At 41.7% G+C, this 22,513-nt stretch carries 21 protein-coding genes, 1 pseudogene and 1 riboswitch; of the genes and pseudogenes, 7 read left to right on the top strand and 15 right to left on the bottom strand.

Annotated features, from left to right (window positions below):
• Positions 1-116: 116 nt before the first annotated feature.
• From SSAL8618_RS07980 to SSAL8618_RS07990, 3 genes and pseudogenes are all read left to right on the top strand, one after another.
• Positions 117-1,052 (top strand): polysaccharide deacetylase family protein, encoded by a 936-nt coding sequence (locus SSAL8618_RS07980; protein WP_052124418.1) that lies wholly within the window; start codon positions 117-119, stop codon positions 1,050-1,052.
• A 49-nt stretch (positions 1,053-1,101) separates the two neighbouring features.
• Positions 1,102-1,866 (top strand): tRNA1(Val) (adenine(37)-N6)-methyltransferase, encoded by a 765-nt coding sequence (locus SSAL8618_RS07985; protein ID WP_038676615.1) that lies wholly within the window; start codon positions 1,102-1,104, stop codon positions 1,864-1,866.
• A 3-nt stretch (positions 1,867-1,869) separates the two neighbouring features.
• Positions 1,870-2,140, top strand: a pseudogene (locus tag SSAL8618_RS07990) (GIY-YIG nuclease family protein).
• A gap of 127 nt (positions 2,141-2,267) precedes the next feature.
• On the opposite strand, the gene cshA reads toward SSAL8618_RS07990, so the two are convergent.
• The 3 genes from cshA to SSAL8618_RS08005 form a co-directional block, all read right to left on the bottom strand.
• Positions 2,268-3,854: a degradosome RNA helicase CshA gene (cshA, locus tag SSAL8618_RS07995; RefSeq protein ID WP_004183188.1), complete on the bottom strand. Its 1,587-nt coding sequence runs from the start codon at positions 3,852-3,854 to the stop codon at positions 2,268-2,270.
• A 194-nt stretch (positions 3,855-4,048) separates the two neighbouring features.
• Positions 4,049-4,954 (bottom strand): magnesium transporter CorA family protein, encoded by a 906-nt coding sequence (locus tag SSAL8618_RS08000; RefSeq protein ID WP_022496128.1) that lies wholly within the window; start codon positions 4,952-4,954, stop codon positions 4,049-4,051.
• A 12-nt stretch (positions 4,955-4,966) separates the two neighbouring features.
• On the bottom strand, positions 4,967-5,347 hold the full coding sequence (locus tag SSAL8618_RS08005; RefSeq protein ID WP_013991039.1) for a PH domain-containing protein: 381 nt from the start codon (positions 5,345-5,347) through the stop codon (positions 4,967-4,969).
• 103 nt (positions 5,348-5,450) lie between these two features.
• A riboswitch (TPP riboswitch) is annotated at positions 5,451-5,570 on the top strand.
• An 81-nt stretch (positions 5,571-5,651) separates the two neighbouring features.
• On the opposite strand from SSAL8618_RS08005, the gene thiT reads away from it, so the two are divergent.
• Entirely contained in the window at positions 5,652-6,227 is a 576-nt protein-coding gene (gene thiT / locus SSAL8618_RS08010) for an energy-coupled thiamine transporter ThiT (RefSeq protein ID WP_002884661.1), read from the top strand.
• A gap of 374 nt (positions 6,228-6,601) precedes the next feature.
• On the opposite strand, the gene SSAL8618_RS08015 is transcribed toward thiT, so the two are convergent.
• The 3 genes from SSAL8618_RS08015 to SSAL8618_RS08025 all read right to left on the bottom strand — a co-directional run bounded on the left by SSAL8618_RS08015 (position 6,602) and on the right by SSAL8618_RS08025 (position 10,622).
• Entirely contained in the window at positions 6,602-8,146 is a 1,545-nt protein-coding gene (locus SSAL8618_RS08015; RefSeq protein ID WP_002884210.1) for a peptide chain release factor 3, read from the bottom strand.
• Positions 8,147-8,494: 348 nt separating this feature from the next.
• On the bottom strand, positions 8,495-9,160 hold the full coding sequence (locus SSAL8618_RS08020; protein ID WP_014634906.1) for a YwaF family protein: 666 nt from the start codon (positions 9,158-9,160) through the stop codon (positions 8,495-8,497).
• 88 nt (positions 9,161-9,248) lie between these two features.
• Positions 9,249-10,622, bottom strand: a complete 1,374-nt coding sequence (locus tag SSAL8618_RS08025) for a UDP-N-acetylmuramoyl-tripeptide--D-alanyl-D-alanine ligase (RefSeq protein WP_022496127.1) — start codon at positions 10,620-10,622, stop codon at positions 9,249-9,251.
• Between the two features lie 142 nt (positions 10,623-10,764).
• Here SSAL8618_RS08025 and SSAL8618_RS08030 point away from each other — a divergent pair, with 142 nt between their 5' ends.
• The 3 genes from SSAL8618_RS08030 (at position 10,765) to SSAL8618_RS08040 (ending at position 12,810) form a co-directional block, all read left to right on the top strand.
• Positions 10,765-11,460: a hypothetical protein gene (locus SSAL8618_RS08030; RefSeq protein WP_014634908.1), complete on the top strand. Its 696-nt coding sequence runs from the start codon at positions 10,765-10,767 to the stop codon at positions 11,458-11,460.
• Positions 11,429-12,121: a hypothetical protein gene (locus SSAL8618_RS08035; RefSeq protein ID WP_014634909.1), complete on the top strand. Its 693-nt coding sequence runs from the start codon at positions 11,429-11,431 to the stop codon at positions 12,119-12,121. Before SSAL8618_RS08030 ends, SSAL8618_RS08035 begins: the two co-directional genes overlap by 32 nt.
• A gap of 173 nt (positions 12,122-12,294) precedes the next feature.
• Complete coding sequence (locus tag SSAL8618_RS08040; RefSeq protein ID WP_371212473.1) at positions 12,295-12,810, top strand: hypothetical protein; 516 nt, start codon at positions 12,295-12,297, stop codon at positions 12,808-12,810.
• Positions 12,811-12,927: 117 nt separating this feature from the next.
• Here SSAL8618_RS08040 and SSAL8618_RS08045 read toward each other — a convergent pair whose 3' ends face one another.
• The 9 genes from SSAL8618_RS08045 to SSAL8618_RS08085 form a co-directional block, all read right to left on the bottom strand.
• Positions 12,928-13,782 (bottom strand): cysteine ABC transporter substrate-binding protein, encoded by an 855-nt coding sequence (locus SSAL8618_RS08045; protein WP_002884332.1) that lies wholly within the window; start codon positions 13,780-13,782, stop codon positions 12,928-12,930.
• A 42-nt stretch (positions 13,783-13,824) separates the two neighbouring features.
• Positions 13,825-14,583, bottom strand: a complete 759-nt coding sequence (locus SSAL8618_RS08050; protein WP_022496122.1) for an amino acid ABC transporter ATP-binding protein — start codon at positions 14,581-14,583, stop codon at positions 13,825-13,827.
• A gap of 1 nt (position 14,584) precedes the next feature.
• Positions 14,585-15,262, bottom strand: a complete 678-nt coding sequence (locus tag SSAL8618_RS08055; protein ID WP_022496121.1) for an amino acid ABC transporter permease — start codon at positions 15,260-15,262, stop codon at positions 14,585-14,587.
• Positions 15,222-15,902 (bottom strand): amino acid ABC transporter permease, encoded by a 681-nt coding sequence (locus SSAL8618_RS08060; protein WP_022496120.1) that lies wholly within the window; start codon positions 15,900-15,902, stop codon positions 15,222-15,224. The genes SSAL8618_RS08055 and SSAL8618_RS08060 overlap by 41 nt, the downstream gene beginning before the upstream one ends.
• Before the next feature lie 440 nt (positions 15,903-16,342).
• Positions 16,343-17,389 (bottom strand): D-alanine--D-alanine ligase, encoded by a 1,047-nt coding sequence (locus SSAL8618_RS08065; protein ID WP_022496119.1) that lies wholly within the window; start codon positions 17,387-17,389, stop codon positions 16,343-16,345.
• 137 nt (positions 17,390-17,526) lie between these two features.
• Positions 17,527-17,730, bottom strand: coding sequence for a copper chaperone CopZ (gene copZ, locus SSAL8618_RS08070; RefSeq protein WP_004183213.1), 204 nt, complete (start codon positions 17,728-17,730; stop codon positions 17,527-17,529).
• A gap of 73 nt (positions 17,731-17,803) precedes the next feature.
• Positions 17,804-20,032 (bottom strand): heavy metal translocating P-type ATPase, encoded by a 2,229-nt coding sequence (locus SSAL8618_RS08075; RefSeq protein ID WP_038676618.1) that lies wholly within the window; start codon positions 20,030-20,032, stop codon positions 17,804-17,806.
• 3 nt (positions 20,033-20,035) lie between these two features.
• Positions 20,036-20,467, bottom strand: a complete 432-nt coding sequence (locus tag SSAL8618_RS08080) for a CopY/TcrY family copper transport repressor (protein ID WP_038676620.1) — start codon at positions 20,465-20,467, stop codon at positions 20,036-20,038.
• Between the two features lie 167 nt (positions 20,468-20,634).
• A complete protein-coding gene (locus SSAL8618_RS08085) occupies positions 20,635-21,807 on the bottom strand; it encodes an MFS transporter (RefSeq protein WP_022496117.1) in 1,173 nt (390 codons plus the stop codon).
• Positions 21,808-22,513 lie beyond the last annotated feature (706 nt).

A 22,513-nucleotide genomic window follows, 5' to 3' on the forward strand; every position in this document is an offset into this window, starting at 1 on the left:
TTTCTACAAGTTTTTTACTATTATACCAAAAAAGGAGCTCTTTTTTCACCGAATTTCTTTGTAAAAGTCTTGAAAATGGTGTGGCACTTTCTAATAGTTTGAGCTATAATGTAACTATGAAAAAAAGTATTGAGATTATAGGGAAAAATCGAAAGGCACTTAATCTTTGCCTCATTATTGCAAACTTGGTTGTTCTGGCTATCCTAGGCTTTGTCCTATTCCAACGCCATAACACGAAATCTGAACAAGTAGCCAAGGCTGAAAAGACTGAACAAGTCTCTAATAGCACAAGCTCATCTTCAGAAAAAGCTAAAGAAGATGATGAAACACAACTCAAGAAAGGTAGTAACCACAGCATTGCAGCTTCTGACTATGCTTACGATGTTACTGCTGTGAATAACACTATTCGAGGCCAGTCTCAGGATATCGACGACAAGGTAGTCTTTTTAACATTTGACGATGGGATTGATCCAACACTGACCCCACAAGTTATGAGTATTTTGAAAGAATACGGTGTTCACGCCACATTCTTCCACATTGGTTACACCATTACACAAGAAAATGCGGACATCCTCAAACGCCAAATTACAGAAGGACATGCGATTGCCAACCATAGCCTCAGCCATAACTTTAATCTCCTTTATCCAGGACGTGTTCCTAATCAAAGTCAGATTGTTTCTGAGGTTAACCAAACCATGGCTAATTTCCAAGCCATCCTAGGTAAAGACTTCAAGACAAGAATCTTCCGTTATCCAGGTGGTCATATGTCATGGCAAGGTCTAGAAAGTACTGACCAAGCTCTCGCCAAGGAAGGTGTCCAGTGGATTGACTGGAATATGCTTTGTGGTGATGCAGAACCAGCCTCTGTTCGCCCAACAACATCTGAAACCATGATGGCCTACTTGGATGGTTCACAAAAGTATTTCCCTGAGAGTCATGTTAAGGTTGTCCTTATGCACGACACTGCTGGTAAGGAGCTCACAGTTCAGACCCTTCCACAAATCATCGAATACTTCAAAGATCAAGGCTACACCTTTGGTGTCCTAGAGTAATCACTCACAACAGTTCCTTTGGGAGCTGTTTTTTGTTACAATAAAAGCTATGACAAATCCAATTTTAAAAGATGGAGAACGCATTGACCAACTCTTCTCCACAGATGTAAAAATCATACAAAACAAGGAGGTCTTTAGCTATTCTATCGACAGTATCCTCCTCTCTCGATTCCCAAAAATTCCCAAGAAGGGGTTAATCGTCGACCTCTGTTCGGGAAATGGTGCCGTTGGCCTCTTTGCTAGTACACGTACTGAGGCACCAATTACCTTGGTTGAGCTACAAGAACGCCTGGCTGACATGGCCAAACGTTCCGTCACTCTCAACCAACTAGAGGATCAGGTGACTGTTGTTAATGACGACCTAAAAAATTTGCTTGACCATGCTCCAAGATCTCAGGTGGACCTTATTCTCTGTAACCCACCCTACTTTAAGGCGACAGAAACGTCCAAGAAGAATCTGTCAGAGCACTACCTCTTGGCCCGTCACGAAATCACAACCAATCTAGAGGAAATTTGCCAGGTCGCTCGTCATGCCCTCAAATCTAACGGACGTATTGCCATGGTGCATCGTCCTGACCGCTTTTTGGATATCATCGATACTATGCGCCAGTATAACCTAGCGCCTAAACGTATCCAGTTTATCTATCCTAAGATGGGACGCGAGGCAAATATGCTCCTGATTGAAGCCATTAAAGACGGTTCGACAGATGGCTTGAAAATCCTTCCACCTCTCTTTGTGCATAAGGAAAATGGTGATTATACTGACGAAATCTTTGAGATTTACTTTGGAAAAAAGGCTGAAGGTGAGTCCTAAACGATGACAGCAAAGTATAGCAAGGCCTATATGTATGTGGTTGAGTGTGCCGACGGCAGCCTCTATACAGGTTATACCACAGACGTCGAACGCCGCCTCAAAACCCATAACGCAGGCAAAGGCGCCAAGTACACCAGAGCTCGCCTACCGGTTAAACTCCTCTATTCAGAAGCTTTCGCCAGCAAACCAGAGGCCATGAGCGCCGAAGCACTCTTTAAGAAAAAAAAGTCGAGAGAAAAAACTAGCCTATATCAAAGAACACACGGAAAAATAACCGTGTGTTTTTTGATATATGAAAACGCTCTATTTTCATAGAGCGTTTTCAAAAAGTTTTCATAAGTAGTTTTCAAAGAAAAAATATGAAACAAAGTTCTTTCCACTACCGATTATCGTCTTAGTAGCTATTTATCACCCTTGTTACGGATAACAAAGCCGTTTTTCTTTTCGCTTGAGGTACGGTGTGGGCGTTTGTTGCCACGGTTTTCGAAGTCACGGCTATTCTTCTTAGACTTGCGTTTGAAGTCACGACGGCCACCGTCTCGGTCATCGCGGTTACGGTCGCCACGGTATCCACCACGACGGTTGTTATCGCGACCACGGTTGCCACGGCCACCTTTGCCGCCTTTACCACCAAAGCCACCACCTGATGGTTTGAATGGCAATGGTTTTTCACGGGCAATTTCCACTTCTGGCATTGTCTCTGGGTCTTGAACGGTCAAGCTCAAGATGTAAAGTGCCAATTCTTCAGGAGTGAATTCTTGAGCCAATTTAACCGCATCACCTTTGAACTTGTCAAAGTTAGAACGGATAGCTTCATCCGCAAAGTCGCGTTCGATCTTCTTAAGGGCAACTTTCTTCTTAGCTTGGAAGGCTTCTTGAGCTGTTGGTGGCTTAAGACCTTTCATGCGTTTCTTAGTCAAGTTTTCGATGATTCCCAAGTAACCCATTTCGTTTGGAGCTACGAAAGTAATAGATTGACCTGATTGGCCTGCACGTCCTGTACGTCCAATACGGTGAACGTAGCTTTCTGGATCTTGTGGAATATCATAGTTGTAGACGTGAGTGACACCTGAAATGTCAAGACCACGCGCTGCAACGTCTGTCGCAACCAAGATATCGATTTGGTCGTTCTTGAAGTCACGGATAACACGAAGACGTTTGTTTTGATCAAGGTCACCATGGATACCTTCTGCACGGAAACCACGAAGTTTCAAGCCACGTGTCAACTCATCCACACGACGTTTGGTACGACCAAAGACAATTGACAATTCTGGTTGGTCAACGTCCATAAGGCGAGTCATGGTATCAAACTTCTCTTGTTCCTTCACTCGGATAAAGTATTGGTCAACGTTAACATTGGTCAATTCTTTAGCCTTGATTTTCACATGCTCAGGATCTTTCATGAACTGCACACCAATACGTTTGATAGCATCAGGCATAGTTGCTGAGAAAAGGAGAGTTTGACGTTCTTCTGGTACTCGGCTAATGATAGCTTCAATATCTTCAAGGAAGCCCATGTTAAGCATTTCATCCGCTTCATCCAAAATCAAAGTCTCAATGTTATTGAGTTTAAGAGCCTTACGTTTGATAAGGTCAAGGAGACGACCTGGTGTCCCTACAACAATGTGGGCACCTGAACGGAGGGCCTTGATTTGTTTTTCAATGCTAGAACCACCGTAGACTGAGCGAACTTTAACGCCTTTGTCACGACCAAAACGGAAAAGCTCTTCTTGAGATTGCACTGCCAACTCACGTGTTGGAGCAATAACAAGAGCTTGGATTGTATTTTCTTCTGTACGAATTTTATCTAGGGTAGGCAAACCAAAGGCAGCTGTTTTACCAGTACCAGTTTGGGCCTGACCGATAACATCCTTACCTTCAAGAGCGAGTGGAATCGTCAACTCTTGGATAGGTGATGGTTTTTCAAAACCGGCAGCTACAACAGCTGATTGGATGTCTTCTGATAGGTTTAAATCTGTAAATTTCAAAGTATTCTTCTTTCTATTTGAAGGCGGTGCGAAGCCACCTTATGAGACTTGGTTGTGTAGTAGATTAACTACCTGTATTTAATAGTCGTTTATTTTAACAACTCATCTAGTCTATCATATTTAGAAATAAAAAGACAGAAAATAACGTTTTAAAACCGCCTTCAATTTGAGAAGACGGTTTCACTCACTAATTATTATTTATGGACCAACCAACGCAGGTAGCGGGCCAAGACCAAACAAAGAATCACACTACCGATAATGATGAAAATCCAGGCCGGACTGACAGTCATAAACGGTAAAGGAACATTCATCCCAAAGAAACCGGTAATGACGGCAAGTACTCCCAAGAGTACCTCAATAATGGTCAAATTACTCAAGTTGTTGTTCAGGTTGTTGTTTAGGATATTATTATAAGAACCTGATAAATGCTGTAAGACCTTAGAAATGAGGTCCGTCATGGCTACTAACTGTCTAGCTTCAATCATGGCATCATCAAACTGTTCTTTTTCAACCTCGTTGAGACGACGATAAATGGCGTGCCCCTTGATGTGCTCCAAAAGGAGGCGGTTTTGTGTAGCGGCAGCCACCAAATAGACCATGCCTGTTTCCAAATCTGAAAGGTCGTAAAGATTCTTACTTGTCGTAGTCTGCCTTAGACGTCGACTAACCTCATCTTTTTGCTGATCCAAACGTTCAATGACGGGATAGTAGGCATTTGAAATCATCTCAAGGCCTGCAAAGAGCAATTTATAAATGGACAAATCCTCATGGTTATCCACATAGTCTTGCATTTTGCTGATCACATAAGCATTATCCTCGTTACTAATGGTCACCAAACGCGTATCTTGTACAATAAAGGTCAGAGGAATGGTTTCATAGTATTCCTTGTCCTTCTCAAGAGCCAGAACATTATAAATAAAGGTAATTGTTCCATTCTCACGGTTGTAGTCCATGTGAGCTCGTTCATTTTTATCCAAGGCATACTCTATGGTTTCCTGGTCAATATCATACTTGGTATAAAGGTAGGATTGCTCAGAAATAATATCTGAGTCAATATTAATCCAGTGACGCTTATAACCCAGTTCTTTTTCAATAAACATTTTTCTTCCTCATTACTTTAGCACTGCTGCTGCCAAAGCTTGTTGAATTTCAAAGACGTTATTATCACTCTTAAATTGAAGGACCTCTGCGGGCTCCAATGCTGATGAAATCCAAATCTTAAGTTCAGCATCTAGGTCAAAGTGCCCTGAACTTTCTACAGTAAAACGAGAAATCGAGTGATAAGGGATAGACTTGTAGGAAGTCTTCTTCCCTGTAACACCTTGCTTATCGACTAAAATCAAGCGCTTCTCTGTAAAGACAATCAAGTCACGAACAAGGACATAGGCTAACTCCACCTGTTCACCTGGAATTAAGATGCCCTCCAATTGGCGCTCAACCTTATCATTATCTTTTTTAGATGCGTTGCCAAGCAGTCCTGAAAAAAGTCCCATAGTTGTTTCTCCTTTTTTATTGTAAAGATAATCCTTGCTTTAACTATACCACAATTTTAGGATTTCAGACACTTGCAGAAATGGGTTTCTAGTAGTACAATTAAAGAGTCACAAGAGGAGCAATTGCTGAGAATGGCTAGCTTGATTTTTTCTTCAAGACCTGCCTAAACTCTTACCACCTGATCAGGTTAGGACCTGCGTAGGGATGTGTCTCAAAATAGATTGAAATAGAGGAACTTCTATGACGTCGTTTTGATGTGGCAAAAAACAGCCAATCAAGACGATTGGTATAGGAGGTTTTTTTATGTCGAAAACAAATATTCGACCAATGATTGAGGTTGCCCTTTTTGCAACCATTGCTTATATTCTGGACTTAGTTACTCAGCCCATGTCACTAGGCCCTTGGATTTCCCTTTCCTTTAAGATGGTACCTATCTTTCTCCTCAGTTTTCGCTGGGGCTTAAAAGCTGGTGCTATGGGCGGTCTTATCTGGGGGCTACTTCAAGTGGTGACAGGACAGGCAGCCGGTGGTTGGCTGACCTTGACACAAGGGTTTCTGGAGTACTTTGTCGCCTTTAGTCTGATTGGTATCAGTGGTGTGGTCAAACCAGCCCTTGATAAAGCCATTAAACAAGGCAATAAAGTCAAGTCTCTGATGGTGATTACTGAGGGGATTCTTCTTGGTAGCTTCGCTCGTTACCTCATTCACTTTATAGCCGGTGTCATCTTTTGGGGAAGCTATGCCCCTAAAGGACAAAGCCCTTATCTCTATTCATTTATTGTCAATAGCTCATCCTTCCTTGGAGAAACATTGGCCAGCCTCATCGTTTTCTTCGCCCTACAACGATTCCTAGGCAGGTTACTAAATACGGAAAAATAAAAGAAACCATAGGACAGTCTTAATTGACAGTCCTATGGTTTTTCTTGTTTTCATAACATATTACGACACGAAGTCAGACGGCTAGCTAGCCACAAGATAGGGGCTAGCGTCAAAAGATGAACGATTTACTTAAACTATACATAGTATTACGACATGAGAAAACGGAAACGATATTTTCCGTTTTCGAGTTAGTAAGGGACTTAGCCACGGTCCCATAGAACACTTCATAAATAACATCATCAAGATATTACGACACGAAATCAGACGAATCGATATTATTCGGCTGACGTAGTTAGTGAGACGGCTAGCTAGCCACAAGATAGTGGCTAGCGTCAAAAGATGAACGATTTAAAATCGTCATCTTTTGTGCCGTATTACATCTTCTCTTCCAATGTTACATCTGGATATTTATCCGCAAACCAACGGAGGGCAAAGTCATTTTCAAAGAGGAAGACTGGTTGGTCAAAGCGGTCTTTAGCCAAGATATTTCGACTTGATGACATGCGTTCATCAAGGTCCTCAGGTTGGATCCAACGCACAGTCTTTTTACCCATTGGTGTCATAACGACTTCAGCATTGTATTCATTTTCCATACGGTGTTTGAAAACTTCAAACTGAAGTTGACCAACGGCACCAAGCATGTATTCACCTGTTTGGTAGTTGGTGTAAAGCTGGATGGCTCCTTCTTGCACCAATTGTTCAATTCCTTTGTGGAAGGACTTCTGTTTCATAACGTTTTTAGCAGAAACTTTCATGAACAACTCTGGCGTAAAGGTTGGTAGTGGCTCAAATTCAAATTTGTTTTTACCTACAGTAAGGGTATCACCAACCTGATAAGTTCCTGTGTCGTAAACCCCGATAATGTCTCCTGCCACGGCATTTTCAACATTTTCACGAGACTCGGCCATAAACTGAGTAACGTTAGAGAGCTTCGCTCCCTTACCTGTACGGGTTAGGTTAACACTCATACCACGCTCGAATTCACCAGACACGATACGAACAAAGGCAATACGGTCACGGTGACGTGGGTCCATGTTGGCTTGGATTTTGAAAACAAAACCAGAGAAATCCTTGTTAAGAGGATCAATCTCGTCGCCATCAACTGTCTTGTGGCCATGTGGTTCTGGCGCAAATTTGAGGAAGGTATCAAGGAAGGTTTGAACCCCAAAGTTAGTGAGGGCAGAACCGAAGAAGACCGGCGTCAATTCACCAGCTAAAATAGCTTCTTCAGAAAATTCATTACCCGCTTCTGTCAAGAGTTCGATATCTTCTTTAGCTTGCTCATAGAATGGGTTGTTGGCAAAAAGGGTATCACCATCTTCAATCTTGGCAAAGCGCTCGTCACCCTTGTAAAGCTCCAAGCGTTCGTTATAGAGGTCGTAAAGTCCTTCGAAGGCTTTACCCATACCGATAGGCCAGTTCATTGGGTAGCTGGCAATACCAAGCACTTCTTCCAACTCTTCCAAGAGGTCGAGTGGCTCACGTCCATCACGGTCCAATTTGTTCATGAAGGTGAAGACAGGAATACCACGGTGTTTAACAACTTCGAAAAGTTTTTTGGTTTGGGCCTCGATACCTTTGGCTGAGTCAACGACCATGACGGCAGCGTCGACCGCCATAAGGGTACGGTAGGTATCTTCTGAGAAGTCCTCGTGCCCTGGGGTATCAAGGATATTGACACGTTTGCCGGCATAGTCAAACTGCATCACAGATGAGGTTACTGAGATACCACGTTGTTTCTCGATATCCATCCAGTCTGATTTAGCAAAGTTTCCGGTTTTCTTACCTTTTACGGTACCAGCTTCACGGATTTCACCCCCAAAGTAAAGCAATTGTTCAGTGATTGTTGTTTTACCAGCATCGGGGTGAGAGATGATGGCAAAAGTACGGCGTTTTTTGATTTCGTCTTGGATACTCATAGTTTTCTTTCTTCTTTAAAAATAATCTTTTTGATACTTTTCCGTAGCGGTATCGGACTTCAGCAGCTTCCTTAGGAATAGTAAAACTTCCATGCTCAATAGGAACTGACAGTCATCGGTTTTTACCAGATCGAAAAGTAAGATAGTTGTAGCACTTCTTTCAGAAAATTTTTCTCTTTTTTGGTCTACATTTGTTGTCGAGGCTTGCGATAATTCTCGCAGGCACAGCTCCTTTATTATATCCAAATTACAGTGTGAAAGCAATTCTGAAAGCGTTTTGTGTTAGAATAAAACAAATAAATGAAAAAACACGCTATCAACTTTCTGATAGCGTGTTTCTTCATTTATTTAATATTTGTCTTCAAAATGCTCCAGACCTTTTTTCATGATTATCATGAGAATAATCAGAGCTCCTGAAACAGCAAGGTATTTGACAAATAAGGGAGTTCCCATAATAAATGGCGTGTGTTTAAGCATGCCATAGTTTCCACCGATAGTCTGATTAACGATTACCAAAGCTAAATTCAGTAATAAGGTGGCCACGACAATCAGCCGCTGGCTGATGGGATGAGTTTTATAACTATTAAAAATTACATTCAGGCTATTGACCAGTAGGGCATAGTGGCCAATTAGGAAAGAAAAGCCTGTGATATGAGGAAACTCATAGGGATCAAATACTGGATAAATCAATGCACAGTAGGTCCCAACAACTCCCATAATAGCGAAATAGCTCTTTATCCTGCTATTTTTCAAGAGGAGAACAGTAAACATGGCCATACGACAATGGTACAGGGGCAGACTAATATAAAGTGGGAAGCCCTGCCAGAGGTACCAAGTGTATAGGGCAAAGAGTTGAATGGCTTGGATAATGAGAAAGGTCCAACGCCATATCTTATTCTTATACCAACGCCAACTCAAGTAACTCAGAAGTACCATTGCCAAAAGCATAAGCAAATAATAGGGCAAAGGTATCTGGGGTGGATGAGTTTGGGTGGTTGTCAAAAATTCCTTCATTCTCTTCTCCTGCTGAAATTACTATGCCTGCTATTATATCAAATTTCAGGGTAAAGCAAAAACCTGCTTGGAGAGCAGGTTAGAGAACTTAATTCTTAGCTTGGAGTTCTTCTACAACCTTGGCTAGGTTCATAGAGTTAGAGCCTTTGAGCAAGATTTGATCGTGCTCGCCCAGGCTTTCTTTGATTTGCTTGACCATAGCGTCAAATTGGTCTTCGTTAGCTGTTTTCTTGAAATAATAAACATGACCAAGTGGGAACATTTGACTAGCAAGTTGTGACAATTCTGCAATGTCTTCACCGTAGAAAATCACCGTATCAATAGCATCTGGTGTCAGGCTGAGAATCATCTGTGTGTGAAGTTGAACAGACTGTTCACCGAGTTCTTTCATATCAGCTAGGACAGCGATCTTCTTGCCTCCTTCATTCTTAGGAATGGCTGAGAAGGTCTCCAAAATGAGCTTCATGGCTGTTGGATTGGCATTGTAAACGTCTGAAAGGATATCGGCACCGTTGGCTGCTTTTTTCCATTCGGTACGGTTTTTTGTAAGCTGCAAGTTGGCAAGAGCTGAGAGGATATTTTCCTCAGTTACACCCAAGTGTTTAGCCACATAGGCAGCAACCATGGCATTTGTGGCATTGTATTTTCCAGTGACTGGCAAGGTAACTTGTCCGTCTAGGAAGTTTGTTGAAAAGGTGAGATGGTCCTTGAATTCTGTCAACTCAGAGACTGTAAGCTCCGCACCATCCCCAAAGCGTACCACTTCAAGATTGCTTGGCAAGAAAGGATCTACGATAGGATCACTTGGCACAAGCAAGAGGCTACCATCAGGCATACCGTCTTGCATTTGCATTTTACCTTGGGCAATCTTGTCACGGCTACCGAAGAATTCCAAATGAGCCTCTCCGATTAAGGTAACAACGGCTGTTTTTGGCTTAGCCAGGGTTGACAAGAGGTGAATGTCTCCCATGTGGTCTTGCCCCATCTCAAGGACGATTTTCTCAGTATCATCAGGCATGTGGAGGGCTGTATAAGGAAGACCAATCTCATTGTTGTAATTGCCTTGGGTTTTGTAAGTACGATAGGTTGTTGCCAAGATATCATGAATCATGTCCTTGGTTGTTGTCTTACCATTAGAACCAGTCACAGCAATAACATCAACCTCAGTCTTTTCAAGATAGTAGGCAGCTAGTTTTTGAAAGGCTTCAAGAGCGTCATCAACTAGGATGTGGACTTGATCAGCTGGTAATTCTTTTTCTGTGAATGTCGCTAGGGCACCATTGTCAAAGGCTGTTTGGATAAAATCATGCCCATCACGCGCACCTTTTAGTGGTAAAAAGAGGTCACCCGCTGTAATCTTACGGCTATCAAACTCAATCTGGTTAATGGCAACATCTTCATAGGCTGTGACATCATTTTTAGCGCCAACAACCTTGGCAATTTCATGGAGTGTCAGTTTCATCTTAAAATCCTCTGTTTTATTTTTACAAGTCTGGCAAGAAATAAGATTTCCTTGTCTACAATCACTCCCAATTATATCACAAATCAGGCTAGCTTTTGCTTGGGAGATGAATTTGTTACAATGGTTGATGAAAGGATTAGGCATGACAAAGAAAAAATTAGTCAACCTCTCTAAGGGAGAGGAAACCATAAAAAGCGACTGTCAAAGTATCGAAGAACCTAAAGGATGGCGTTTTAATTGGAGAAAGTTCATCCTACTAGAGCCAACAGCTGAATTGATTATCTTAGTGCTACTGGCACTGCTGTATGGTGGTTTTTATTATTATGATCATTATACAGTCAATGAAGATAACATATATGGTCTCTGGCAGTCTGATCATCATAAGTTAGCGATTTCCTATAAGCATATTCGGAAACGAGGAAATATCGACTGGCAAGTCGTACAGGATGGTAAGTATATTATCTATGCTGCTAGAACTCGCCCGGTCAAACGGCTTAATGACGGAACTCTTCACATGGAGCTCTACACTGTGGAAGGCTACCTGACAGACCTACCCACCAAGGACGGCTTCAGCTATATGGATTTCTATCTTCGCAAAAACAATTATCTTACCTATGACGGTGAGTCCTACAAGCGTATCAATTCTGGAAACAAGTCCATCACTTGGAAAGATGGTTCCACCAGCCCTTATGGTGAACGGAAAACCAAGCTCTCTACAATTGTTCAAACTATCTATCGTGGAATTCTGGGACTGGGCTTCTTTATTGTTATTTTAGAGGCTCGGCAAAAGAGGAGAGAAAAACTAAGTGAGACACCAATCAAAAAGAAAATACGCTGACCGAAAGAAACTCAATCGAAAGTATCATTCACAAAAAGCATATCGAAAAGAACAAAAACGCAAAACCGGATGGCGAGCACGCTTGGATAAATTTACAGACCGTCTAGTCAATGTGTTTATGATATGTTTCTTACTCACGATACCGATTTTCATCGTCTATATGATTTTCTTTGATCATAATGTTTATAAAGACAGTATCTATGGTCTGTGGAAATCTGAAAATCATCAGCTTGCCATATCCTACGAAAGAGGGCGCAAAGGAAGTAAGCGTGATTGGGATATTGTTCAAGATGGAAATGTCCTCATTAAAAATGCACGCATCGATGATATTAAACGCTTCGAGGATGGTACCCTCTACATTGAAGTTTACGCTGAGGAACGCCTGCTTTCAGACCTCCCCGCTAAAAACGGCCTTAACTATTTGAATATGTACGTTCGTAAAGACAATTACCTGACCTATAATGGTGAATCTTACAAACTGATTGATGATGAAAACAAGAGCATTACCTGGAAAGATGGTTCAAAATCCCCTTACGGTCAACGAATAACCTTGTTTGATCGTCTGGAACCTTATATCGTATTTGGAATGTTTGGAAGCTTGCTTTTATATGTCCTTTTCGTTGAATGGAAAATCAAAAGAAAATATAAAAAGGAAAAATAGGTTAAATGAGGCATCAAATAAAGAAAAAATATAGTGATCAACAGGAAATTGATAGAAAAGATCATTCACAAAATGAATATCGAAGAACACAAAAGTACAAAACTGGATGGCGAGCACGTTGGGGTAAATTCAAAGACCGTTTAGTCAAGATTTTGAGGATTTGTTTTCTATTCATGGTACCTATAGTCACCATCTATCTTAGATGCTTTTATGATGGTATCAGTGAAAATAGTATCTACGGGCTATGGCAGTCTGAAAATCACAAGCTTGCTATTTCCTATAACGAAGGAGGAAAAAGTCGTAAGTACGATTGGGAAATTATACAAGATGGAAAACTCCTTATCAAAAATGCTCGAACTCAGAAAATTAAAGGTCTTAAAGATGGAACCATCTACATTGAAGTTTACGCCAAGGAAAGTCTGTTCTCAGACCTTCCCACAAAGAACGGCCATAACTATTTGAATATGTATGTACGGAAGGATCATTATTTGACTTATAATGGTGAGTCCTACAAAAGGATTGATGATAGGGACAAAACCATTACTTGGAAAGATGGCTCTACCTCGGTCTATGGTGAACGCAAAACTTTTTTTGATTATATTGAACCATTTCTTTTTTGGGGAATGATGGGAGCCCTTTTCTTGTCATGTATTGTCATTTGTTGGAGAAACATAAAAAGCAAAAAGTGAGAAAAAAATCACCCTAAAACAAGAAAAACCATCCCTGCTTCTAGCTAAGCTAAATAGCCACGGGGTGGGTTTTTATTCTTATTAAGCAAGACTCGCCTCTTACGAAGGCTGTCAGTCTTATTTCACTTCGCCACCTTCAACCACGAGGTCATCAGCTTTAGCTGCATCACCGTAAGTTGGACGAAGTGTTTTTTCATAATCTTTGTGGAAGAAATTCTCTTTACCAAGTTTCTTAATGTCTTTATTGATAAAGTCAAGGAGTTCTTTGTTACCTTTTTGAACGGCTGGGGCAATGGTATCTGGGTTACCAAGTGATGTGATTCCTACTTCATAACCTTTATTTTCTAGAGCCCAAGCAAGAACTTCTGTATTATCAGTTGAGAAGGCATCGCCACGACCATCAAGGAGGGCTTGGTAAGCATCGCTATATTGGTCATACTTTTGCAATTTGATATTTGGGTAGTTCTTTTCAAAGTAAGTTTCAGCAGTTGTTCCCTTAGTAACAATCAAAGTCTTACCTTCAAGCTCTTTAACGTCCTTAATGACCTTGTCTTTAGGTGACACCACACCGATTGAGACTTTCATGTAAGGAAGGGCGAAGTCCACTTGTTTCTTACGTTCATCAGTTACTGTAAAGTTGGCAAGGGTAATATCTACCTTATTTGAAATCAAGAATTCTGCACGGTTGGCCGCATCTACTGAGACGTATTTAGGTTTAACACCCAAATCTTTGGCCAAACGGTTCCCAAGTTCAATATCGTAACCTTGGTAAGCACCCTTGTTATCTACATAACCGAAAGGTTTCTTGTCCGCAAAGACGGCGATACGGAGTTCACCACTCTTCTTAATTTCTTCGATGGTACGTGCTTTGGCTGTTGATTTACCAGAGCTACTGTTACTTGAGCAAGCAGTCACTGCCACCAAGGCAAAGACGAGGGCTAATAGGGCAAAAATTTTCTTTGTTAATTTCATAAATATCTCCTAAAATATTATATTTTCACTAAAAACAATGGGTTACAAATAGGCACCAAACTTACTGAAGTCAAAGACATTGAGGAACTCTTGAGCTCGCTGTGTCTTTGGATGATTGAAGAATTCTTCAGCAGTACCTTCCTCAGCGATGACTCCCTTATCCATAAAGATAATACGGTCAGCGATAGCACGCGCAAACTGAAGCTCATGGGTCACGATCAACATGGTCCGTCCTTCTTGAGCGAGGTCGTTAATCAATTCCAGAACCTCACGAACCATCTCAGGGTCAAGCGAAGCCGTCACCTCGTCAAAGAGGATAACTTCAGGATGCATGAGCAGGGAACGAACAATGGCCACACGCTGCTTTTGACCACCTGACAGTTGTCGTGCGAAGCTATGCTTCTTGTCCAGAAGTCCCACACGATTCAAAAGTTTCTCAGCCTCCGCAATGACTTCTTCCTTATTACGCCCTTGAGCTTTGACCGGCCCCAAAATCAGATTTTGCAGGATGTCCAAGTGTGGAAAGAGGTCATAACTTTGAAAGACCATTCCGATTTTCTGGCGAATCAAGTGGAAATCCTTCTTACTGCCAGTGATAGACTTGCCATCAAGGAGAATGTCGCCTCCTTGAATCGTCTCCAAGCCATTGATGCAACGTAGCAAGGTCGATTTCCCACAACCTGAGGAACCCAGGATAACAACGACTTCACCTTGTTTAACATCCAAGGAGATGCCTTTGAGAATCTCATTGTCCCCAAAGGACTTTTTCAAATCCTTGATTTGTAAAATGCTTTCTGTCATCTTAATTCCTCCAACGATTTTCAAGATAAGTAGACAGCTTAGATACTGGGTAACAAATGGCAAAATAAAGAATCAAAATCGTGCCATAAATCCAGAAAGAAGCTGTTGGAATAGTCAGGCGGTTACTGTCGATAATCTGCTGACCAACCTTGGTCACCTCAACCACGCCAATCAAAACCACCAAGGACGTCGTCTTAATCATCCGTGTCACCAGGTTAATAGCCTGAGGCAACAAGCGACGCAAGACTTGTGGAATAATCACATAGGTATAGAGTTGCCCATTGGTCAAGCCAAGGGCCCTTCCGCTCTCAAACTGGTGTCTAGGTAGCGACGTGATTGACCCACGCACCAAATCACCCATCTCAGCCGTTCCCCAAAGGGTAAAGACGATAATAGCCGATAGCTCGCCTGAGATATTGATGTTAAAGTTCCTAGCCAGACCAAAATAAACAATAAAGAGCAAGACCAACTGGGGCATGATACGAATAAATTCCAGATAAATACGTGACAAGAAACGAATAATCTTAGACTTCGAAGTCATGACAATCCCAAAAAGTGTTCCTAGTAAAAGGGACAGAAGAACCGAGACGATGGAAATTCCAATAGTTACGCCTAAACCTTGTAAGATACGTAGGAAATTATTCCCCTGAAGAAGAACCTGAAAGCCCGAATCCTGCATAGCGTAACCTCCTTTCAATCCAACTAAAGACTAGAGAAATCGGCAGCAACATCAAGAGATAAGCCACCACCAACATACCTAGAGCTACATCGGTTTCGTAGTAAAGACCAATCAAATCCTTGGCCACATACATCAAATCCGCCAAGGCTACCGCTGAGAATACTGACGTTTCCTTGATAAGGAAGATGACGTTAGCACTAAATGACGGAAGCGCCACAGCCACTGCCTGAGGAAGGACCACATAGCGAAAGACTTGGAATGGCGTCAAACCAATAGACAACCCCACTTCATGCTGGGTCTCACTAACAGCCTCTAGGCCACTTCGGAAGGACTCCGCCATATAGGAACCACCCAAGAAAATCAAACCTACCACAGCACAAGCCTCTGACGATAGAACCAAACCTATACGAGGCAAGCCAAAGTAGAGAAAGAAAAGCTGAATCAAGAGCGGCGTATTACGAGATAACTCAATATAAGCCGTCGAAAGCTGACTCAAAATCGGCACTCGGTAATGACGAATAACACTCACCACCAAGCCCAAAAGGAAGGAACCAAGAATCCCCAGAACGGCAATATGTAAAGTTAAAAAGAATGCCTTCTGATAAAAGGGCAAATACTGTTGAACAATGGACCAGTCCAAAACTTACCTCCTCATTTAAGATACAAAAGGCGTGTAAAATTCCGTAAAACAAATAGGAAACTGACGACGTGTGCTGGCACACTAGGAAGTCTATCTTTTGTTCTAGGAATTTAGCCTATGTTCAATTCTACAAGATACAAAGGGCGTGTAAAATTTCGTCAACACTTGCTGACTGCCATCTACTTCTAGCCCTTTGACCTTCACTCGCCTCTGATAATCATCGCGATACGCAAATCTTCATCAAACACGAACGAATTGCTTTATTTCATTTGAAACGTTAGATTTATTCTACCACCTGTTAGATTATTTGGATAATATGTATTTTTTATCGAGGTGATAAAGAAAAGATATAAATAAAATCTAGATTTCTGTAAAGAAAAAACACCTCAGTCTCAGAAATTTCTCCGAGACTAAGATGTCTGTGTTCTAAATCATATTTCTTAAATCAAATGGCTTTCACGTTTATCAAACATTTCTTGTCCCAAGGTTACCAATTCCTTGATAAGGTCTGAGTAAGAAAGTCCCATATTTTCCCAAAGAAGTGGATACATAGACCATTGAGTGAAACCTGGCATAGTGTTGAGCTCGTTAAGGTAGATGGCTCCATCCTCTGTCAGGAAGAAATCACAGCGGGCAAGACCACAACCACCGAGGGCACGGAAGGCCTTAGCCGCATAGGAACGCATTTGCGTCATGACTTCTGCAGGCACGTGAGCTGGGATGTCCATGGTAATCTTATTGTCAATGTACTTGGCTTGATAGTCATAGAAAGCCACATCTTTGACTACTTCACCTGGATCAGTCGTTTTGACATTTGTATTGCCAAGGATACCAACCTCGATTTCTCGGGCAACCACACCTTGCTCAATCAAGATACGACTATCATATTTGAGAGCCAGATCAATCGCTGCACGAAGCTCTGCTTCATTTTCAGCTTTAGAAATCCCAACAGATGACCCCATGTTAGCAGGTTTGACAAACACTGGGAAGGTTAATTTTTCAAGCGTCTCTGCTACTGCTGCTTCCAAATCTTCACCCTCGATGAAGACTGTGTAGGCAACCTGAGGCACACCAGCAACTTCAAGAATATGCTTGGTCATAATCTTGTCCATAGCCACACTTGATGAAAGAACATTGGTACCCACATATGGCAATTTGAGGGTTTCGAGGAAACCTTGGATAGAACCATCCTCACCCATAGGACCATGAAGAACTGGGAATATCACAGCGCCTTCTTCATAAATATCGCTTGGTTTGATAGCCTGACTAGCCACAACTGTGTCATTAGTCATGAGCTTCTCGTCATCACCTGGTGTTTCTGTAAATTCTTGTGTTTTGATAAAATCACCAGACTGAGTGATAAAGTAGGTTTTAACCTCAAATGCGCTGTAATCCACCGCACGCATAACACTCTCAGCTGAGAGCACAGACACTTCACGTTCTGCTGAACGTCCACCGTAGAGAAGGATAAGGGTTTGTTTAGACATAGGTATACCGTTTTCTTTTCTTGATTTTCTAGTCTCAATTTTGAGAACATAATTACTTTAATCATATCACAAAAGGAAGGGATTTTCAAAAAGATTATGGGTAGAAAAAAACAGCCTGATAGCTGTTTTTTCTTGTCTTAAATTTCGTCACCAAGTTCGAACTTAGTGCCTTTGAGGGCACGCTTGAGAGACCACTTCCATGGTTTACCTTCGATAGTGACTTGTTTGTTTTCGAGGTCAACTTTAACATTCTCAACGCCTTTGACAGCAGAGAGTTTTTCGGTAACGGTGTTGACACAACCTTGGCATTTCATTCCTGTAATATTATATGTTTTTGTCATTTTTCTTTCTTCCTTTTCTTTAATTGTTTTTTGATATACGTCTTAAGTGATGGGGGGCAAAAGCAATCGACACTTAGACTTTGCGACGTTTGAGGCGCAGAGCATTGAGGACAACTGAGACAGAGCTAAAGCTCATGGCCAGTCCTGCTATCATTGGGTCAAGCAGGGGACCTCCAAAGAGGTGGAGGACACCCATGGCCACTGGGATAGACAAGATATTGTAGATAAAGGCCCAAAAGAGGTTCTCTTTAATCGTTGTGATTGTCGCCTGACTAATTTTCAGAGCCTTAACGACATCCATGAGGCTTGGTTTCATAAGGACCATATCGGCACTTTCCATGGCAATATCTGTCCCTGAACCCATGGCAATACCGATATCAGCAGTCGCAAGGGCTGGGGCATCATTGATACCATCACCAACCATGATGACTGATTTTCCTTCTGCTTGAAGGTCGCTAATCACCCTAGATTTTTCTTGCGGAAGCACTTGACTGATAACACGCTTGATACCAACCTTTTGAGCGATGGCTTGGGCTGTTTGGTCATTATCACCAGTCAACATGATCACTTCCTTGCCCATTTGATGAAGGGCCGCCACCATATCGGCGCTATCCGCTTTAACCTGATCAGCTACACCAAAGAGTCCGATTAACTTACCATCTTCAGACAAGAAAATCGGTGTCTGACCATCAGCTGTCAAGTTTTGGAAATCAGCTTGTGCTGAAGTCAAGTCGACTTTTTCCTCTGCCATAAGGGTTTGATTCCCAGCTAGATAAGTTTTTCCTGCATAGCTAGCAGTTAGTCCTCGTCCAGTCAAACTTGAGAAATTATCCATTTCTAACAAGTCCAAGTTAGCATTCTCTGCCGCCACAAGGATAGCTTGACCCAAAGGGTGTTCAGACTTGGCTTCCAAGGATGCCAAAAGTTGCAAGGCTGCTCCGCTATTGCCATAAGTATAGCTAGAAACTAGCTGAGGTTTGCCCTGAGTAATGGTTCCTGTCTTGTCAAAGACGAGGACATCAGCCTTGTGAGCTAACTCGAGCACATCCCCACGCTTGTAGAGAATACCGTGTTCTGCACCAAGCCCTGTACCAACCATGATAGCCGTCGGTGTCGCAAGTCCCAATGCACATGGACAAGCAATAACCAAGACGCTAACTGCTACTGTCATAGCGAAGGTAAAGGTTTGTCCCATGACAAAGTACCAGAAGAGACCTGAAACAAGGGCGATAGCCATGACAACAGGAACAAAGACCGCTGACAACTGATCGGCTATCTTGGCAATAGGAGCCTTGGTTTGTTGGGCATCCTCAACCAATTTGATGATTTGGGAAAGCAAGGTGTCCTTACCAATCTTTTCCGCCTCATAAATCAGACTACCTTGACCATTAATAGAACCTGCAAATACTGGTTTACCAGCTGATTTTTCAATAGGAAGCGACTCACCTGTAAGCATACTCTCATCAATGGCAGAGCTACCAGAAATCACTCGCCCATCCACGGCTATCTTTTCCCCAGGTTTGACCACAATATGGTCACCAAGAACAACCTTATCCACAGGAAGCTTGACTTCCTTACCATCACGAAGGACAGTTGCTTCCTTGGCTGACAAGTGCATGAGTTTCTTGATAGCTTCTGAAGTTCGACCCTTAGAGAGGGTTTCAAAGTACTTACCTAGAGTAATCAGGGTCAAGATAACAGCCACTGACTCAAAATAAAGTTGGTGGGCGTGATGTGCATGCCCCAATGAAATGTGGTAAGTACCATAGAGACTATAAAGAAAGGCTGCCGACGTTGCCAAGGCTACCAAGGCATCCATGTTTGGGTGACCTTTGAGCAAGGTACGAAAACCATTACTATAGAAAGAACGGCCCAACCACATGACGGGCACTGTCAAAACTAGTAGCACCAAGGCATAAGTCAAAGCTGCATGATGAGGAGACAAGAAGTTTGGCACAGGTAGACCGACCATTGGCCCCATAGCTAGATAAAAGAGAGGAATGGTGAAGACTGATGACCAAATGAGACGCTCACGCACCTTGTGAATCTTGTCTTCTTCACGTTCTTCCTGACTTTTGGCTGTATCTGGATTGTAGACTTCGGCTTCATAACCAGCGTCAGCCACAGCCTTTTCAATAGCTTCTGGACTGACCTTATCCCCAGCATAATCCACAGACATTTTTTCGGTGGTTAGGTTAACCACAGCCTTGTCCACACCATCCAACTTATTAACAGCATTTTCAACGTTGGCTACACAGGATGCACAGGTCATCCCATTAACCACAAAGGTTTCTTTTGCCATTTCCTATATCACCTCCATATGATGCCCACAAGCACATTGGCCAGGCACACAGTCACACACCACCTGATCCACAGGTTCTTTTGCTACAAGCAAGGCCTGCAGCTTATCCACATCAGCTTGAGTCATCGGCGTCTTCTCGATGAGTTGACCCAACAAGTCGCTGTGTTTGGTCAGGCAAATCTTATCAAAAACAGCCTCTAAAGCTTGAAAATTCGCTTCATCTTCCCCCAAGCTAGCTTGATAGATAAAGCCTCGTCCTTGACGCTGACTAGTTAGGTAACCCTTGTCCGCCAAACGTCCAAGCAAGGTCTTAACTGTCGAAGCCGACCAGTCTAGCTTCTTAGCTAGAATCGCTATAATCTCTGAAGAAGTCGCCTGCCCCTTAGCCCAGAGCACTCGCATGACTTCCCATTCCGCAGATGAAATTGTCAGCATGATAGCTCCTTTCTGAATGTTGTTGTTCGTTTACGTTTGTAGATTTATTTTAACGCTATCATGAAAACGTGTCAAGGGTTTTGTTTACATTTGTAGATTTATTTTATTTAAAAATTCCAAGATCACTTCAAGGACCTTGGAAGACTTTCATTATCTTAGGCAAAAAATTATGCCTTTGGATTTTTCTGATACAGTTTAGTCATAAGCATTATTCCCAAAACGAGTATAATGACTGGAAGACTGTATCCTAAATAAATCGTAGTGACCTGCAGACCTCTCTTGATAAGCATACCACTAACAAATACAACAATCCCTGTCAAAACCTGATTCAAGACTTCGATTTTCAAATAAAGATTGTTGAGCTGTAGAGGATTCAACTTCTCCTGCAGGTAAACATTTTGCGAGATTCCAGATATCGTTTGGCCAACTGCTAAAAAGATATAGCTAAGCAAAACAGTCGGTAGATTAGGTACGAATGGAAAGACGACAACATAACCCAAATAGACAAGAGAGCCTAACAAGTAAACGGTCATAGGGGAGTATTTAGTGAGACTTTTGAAAGATAGAATTGAACTCGTTGCTAGAAAGGCAATGGCCAAGAAGGACAGAGAGAAAGAATAGGCCTGACTAGAAATACCGACATCTTTGGTCAGGAAGATAACTTCATAAGCATCATATAAGACACCCACTGACTGTAAGAGTATAGTCATCATAACCATCTTAAGGACGACACTCTGCCTTCCAAAAATAGAAATACCTTGACTGGAAGAAACCTCCTCTTCTGATTCATTCTCACGGTCAAAAATGATTGGTCCCAGTTTAAACAATAAGAGGGTTGCAAGTAGAGTTAGCACACTATAGACCAAAAATAAGCTTCCTAAATCAAGGCTACCCCAGAAACCAACTATCATAGGTGCTAAGAAATAGGAAGCTGACCCAATCATGGTATAGGTACTGTTAAATTTTTGTAAGTTGGCTTTTTTAACAAGCACAGGCACCGCTGAAGACAACAAACTGTTAAAGTAAGTCGTCAGCACTTCAGTCAAAACCACCAAAGCAAACACAAAAACACTCCCCATGGCAAGATAGATCAAAGCCAGACAGACTGCCTTAAGCAATTCAATACCAATCAAAACATATTTTTTATTTGTGATTTTTCCTACAAATTGATGTCCCACATTGGCAAGAATCCCTCCTAAGAATTTGGCAATCCATAGCCCTAAGACATAGTCCACCGAAATTTTAGAGAAGATAATACTCAGAGCTATCGCATAGCCGTACTCGATAATCAGCGACAAAAACCTATTAAGGAAAATAATTCTGGAATTGTTGGTAAACATTAACGATTTCTAAACCTTTTCTTTTTCATTGCCATTATTGTAACACTGAGCATACTAGCCTTCAATAGTTCAACGCATTAGAAAAACACCTCCTAAGAGGTGCTAAACTTTACTAAGATAAGATTGAGTTGACGAGGCTACGTCCAAAATCCCTGCCTTCACCATACAAAAATGTAAACATGCCAGGATAAATAACAGCCAAGCAAATTATCATAAAGAGTATTGCTAGAGCTTTTTTATTTGATACAAAGAATGAAAAAATATAATCAATCATCTTTAGTGATACCTTCTCTTCTTTTTTTAGCTATAAAATCAGTCTATAGCTTTCGAAAAGAAAAAAATAGTGACATTCATGTCACTAAAAAGGCTTATTCATTCGATACGAGATATACAAAAGTTGATTACGAGATTTAACCCTCAGCTCAAGCCCTTGTAGAGATAGAGGGCACCAACTAAAAGGAAAATCAGTGCATAGTGATTTTCTCCTCGATAGAAAAATAGTAAGGCTCCTATTAAGAAACAGATTCCTAGTATTACCCTCAATGATACTTTCATTTGTCTACCTTCTTTCTATAAGTAAGATGAAAATAAAAACAAGAGATAAATTTAATTCGCTACAATCCACCCATATTATAAGCTTGATAACTAGGAAAATCAAATGTCCCAAAGAATGATTTGATAAAAAATACTCCCCATTTCTGGAGAA

Origin of the sequence: Streptococcus salivarius (genome assembly GCF_000785515.1) — a bacterium.
Lineage (GTDB): Bacteria > Bacillota > Bacilli > Lactobacillales > Streptococcaceae > Streptococcus > Streptococcus salivarius.

Coding starts and splice junctions, on each gene's coding strand:
- SSAL8618_RS07980 (WP_052124418.1), top strand. CDS start 117: ATGAAAAAAAGTATTGAGATTATAGGGAAAAATCGAAAGGCACTTAAT.
- SSAL8618_RS07985 (WP_038676615.1), top strand. CDS start 1,102: ATGACAAATCCAATTTTAAAAGATGGAGAACGCATTGACCAACTCTTC.
- SSAL8618_RS08000 (WP_022496128.1), bottom strand. CDS start 4,954: ATGTTTATTGAAAAAGAACTGGGTTATAAGCGTCACTGGATTAATATT.
- SSAL8618_RS08005 (WP_013991039.1), bottom strand. CDS start 5,347: ATGGGACTTTTTTCAGGACTGCTTGGCAACGCATCTAAAAAAGATAAT.
- thiT (WP_002884661.1), top strand. CDS start 5,652: ATGTCGAAAACAAATATTCGACCAATGATTGAGGTTGCCCTTTTTGCA.
- SSAL8618_RS08015 (WP_002884210.1), bottom strand. CDS start 8,146: ATGAGTATCCAAGACGAAATCAAAAAACGCCGTACTTTTGCCATCATC.
- SSAL8618_RS08020 (WP_014634906.1), bottom strand. CDS start 9,160: ATGAAGGAATTTTTGACAACCACCCAAACTCATCCACCCCAGATACCT.
- SSAL8618_RS08025 (WP_022496127.1), bottom strand. CDS start 10,622: ATGAAACTGACACTCCATGAAATTGCCAAGGTTGTTGGCGCTAAAAAT.
- SSAL8618_RS08030 (WP_014634908.1), top strand. CDS start 10,765: ATGACAAAGAAAAAATTAGTCAACCTCTCTAAGGGAGAGGAAACCATA.
- SSAL8618_RS08040 (WP_371212473.1), top strand. CDS start 12,295: ATGGTACCTATAGTCACCATCTATCTTAGATGCTTTTATGATGGTATC.
- SSAL8618_RS08045 (WP_002884332.1), bottom strand. CDS start 13,782: ATGAAATTAACAAAGAAAATTTTTGCCCTATTAGCCCTCGTCTTTGCC.
- SSAL8618_RS08050 (WP_022496122.1), bottom strand. CDS start 14,583: ATGACAGAAAGCATTTTACAAATCAAGGATTTGAAAAAGTCCTTTGGG.
- SSAL8618_RS08055 (WP_022496121.1), bottom strand. CDS start 15,262: ATGCAGGATTCGGGCTTTCAGGTTCTTCTTCAGGGGAATAATTTCCTA.
- SSAL8618_RS08065 (WP_022496119.1), bottom strand. CDS start 17,389: ATGTCTAAACAAACCCTTATCCTTCTCTACGGTGGACGTTCAGCAGAA.
- copZ (WP_004183213.1), bottom strand. CDS start 17,730: ATGACAAAAACATATAATATTACAGGAATGAAATGCCAAGGTTGTGTC.
- SSAL8618_RS08075 (WP_038676618.1), bottom strand. CDS start 20,032: ATGGCAAAAGAAACCTTTGTGGTTAATGGGATGACCTGTGCATCCTGT.
- SSAL8618_RS08080 (WP_038676620.1), bottom strand. CDS start 20,467: ATGCTGACAATTTCATCTGCGGAATGGGAAGTCATGCGAGTGCTCTGG.
- SSAL8618_RS08085 (WP_022496117.1), bottom strand. CDS start 21,807: ATGTTTACCAACAATTCCAGAATTATTTTCCTTAATAGGTTTTTGTCG.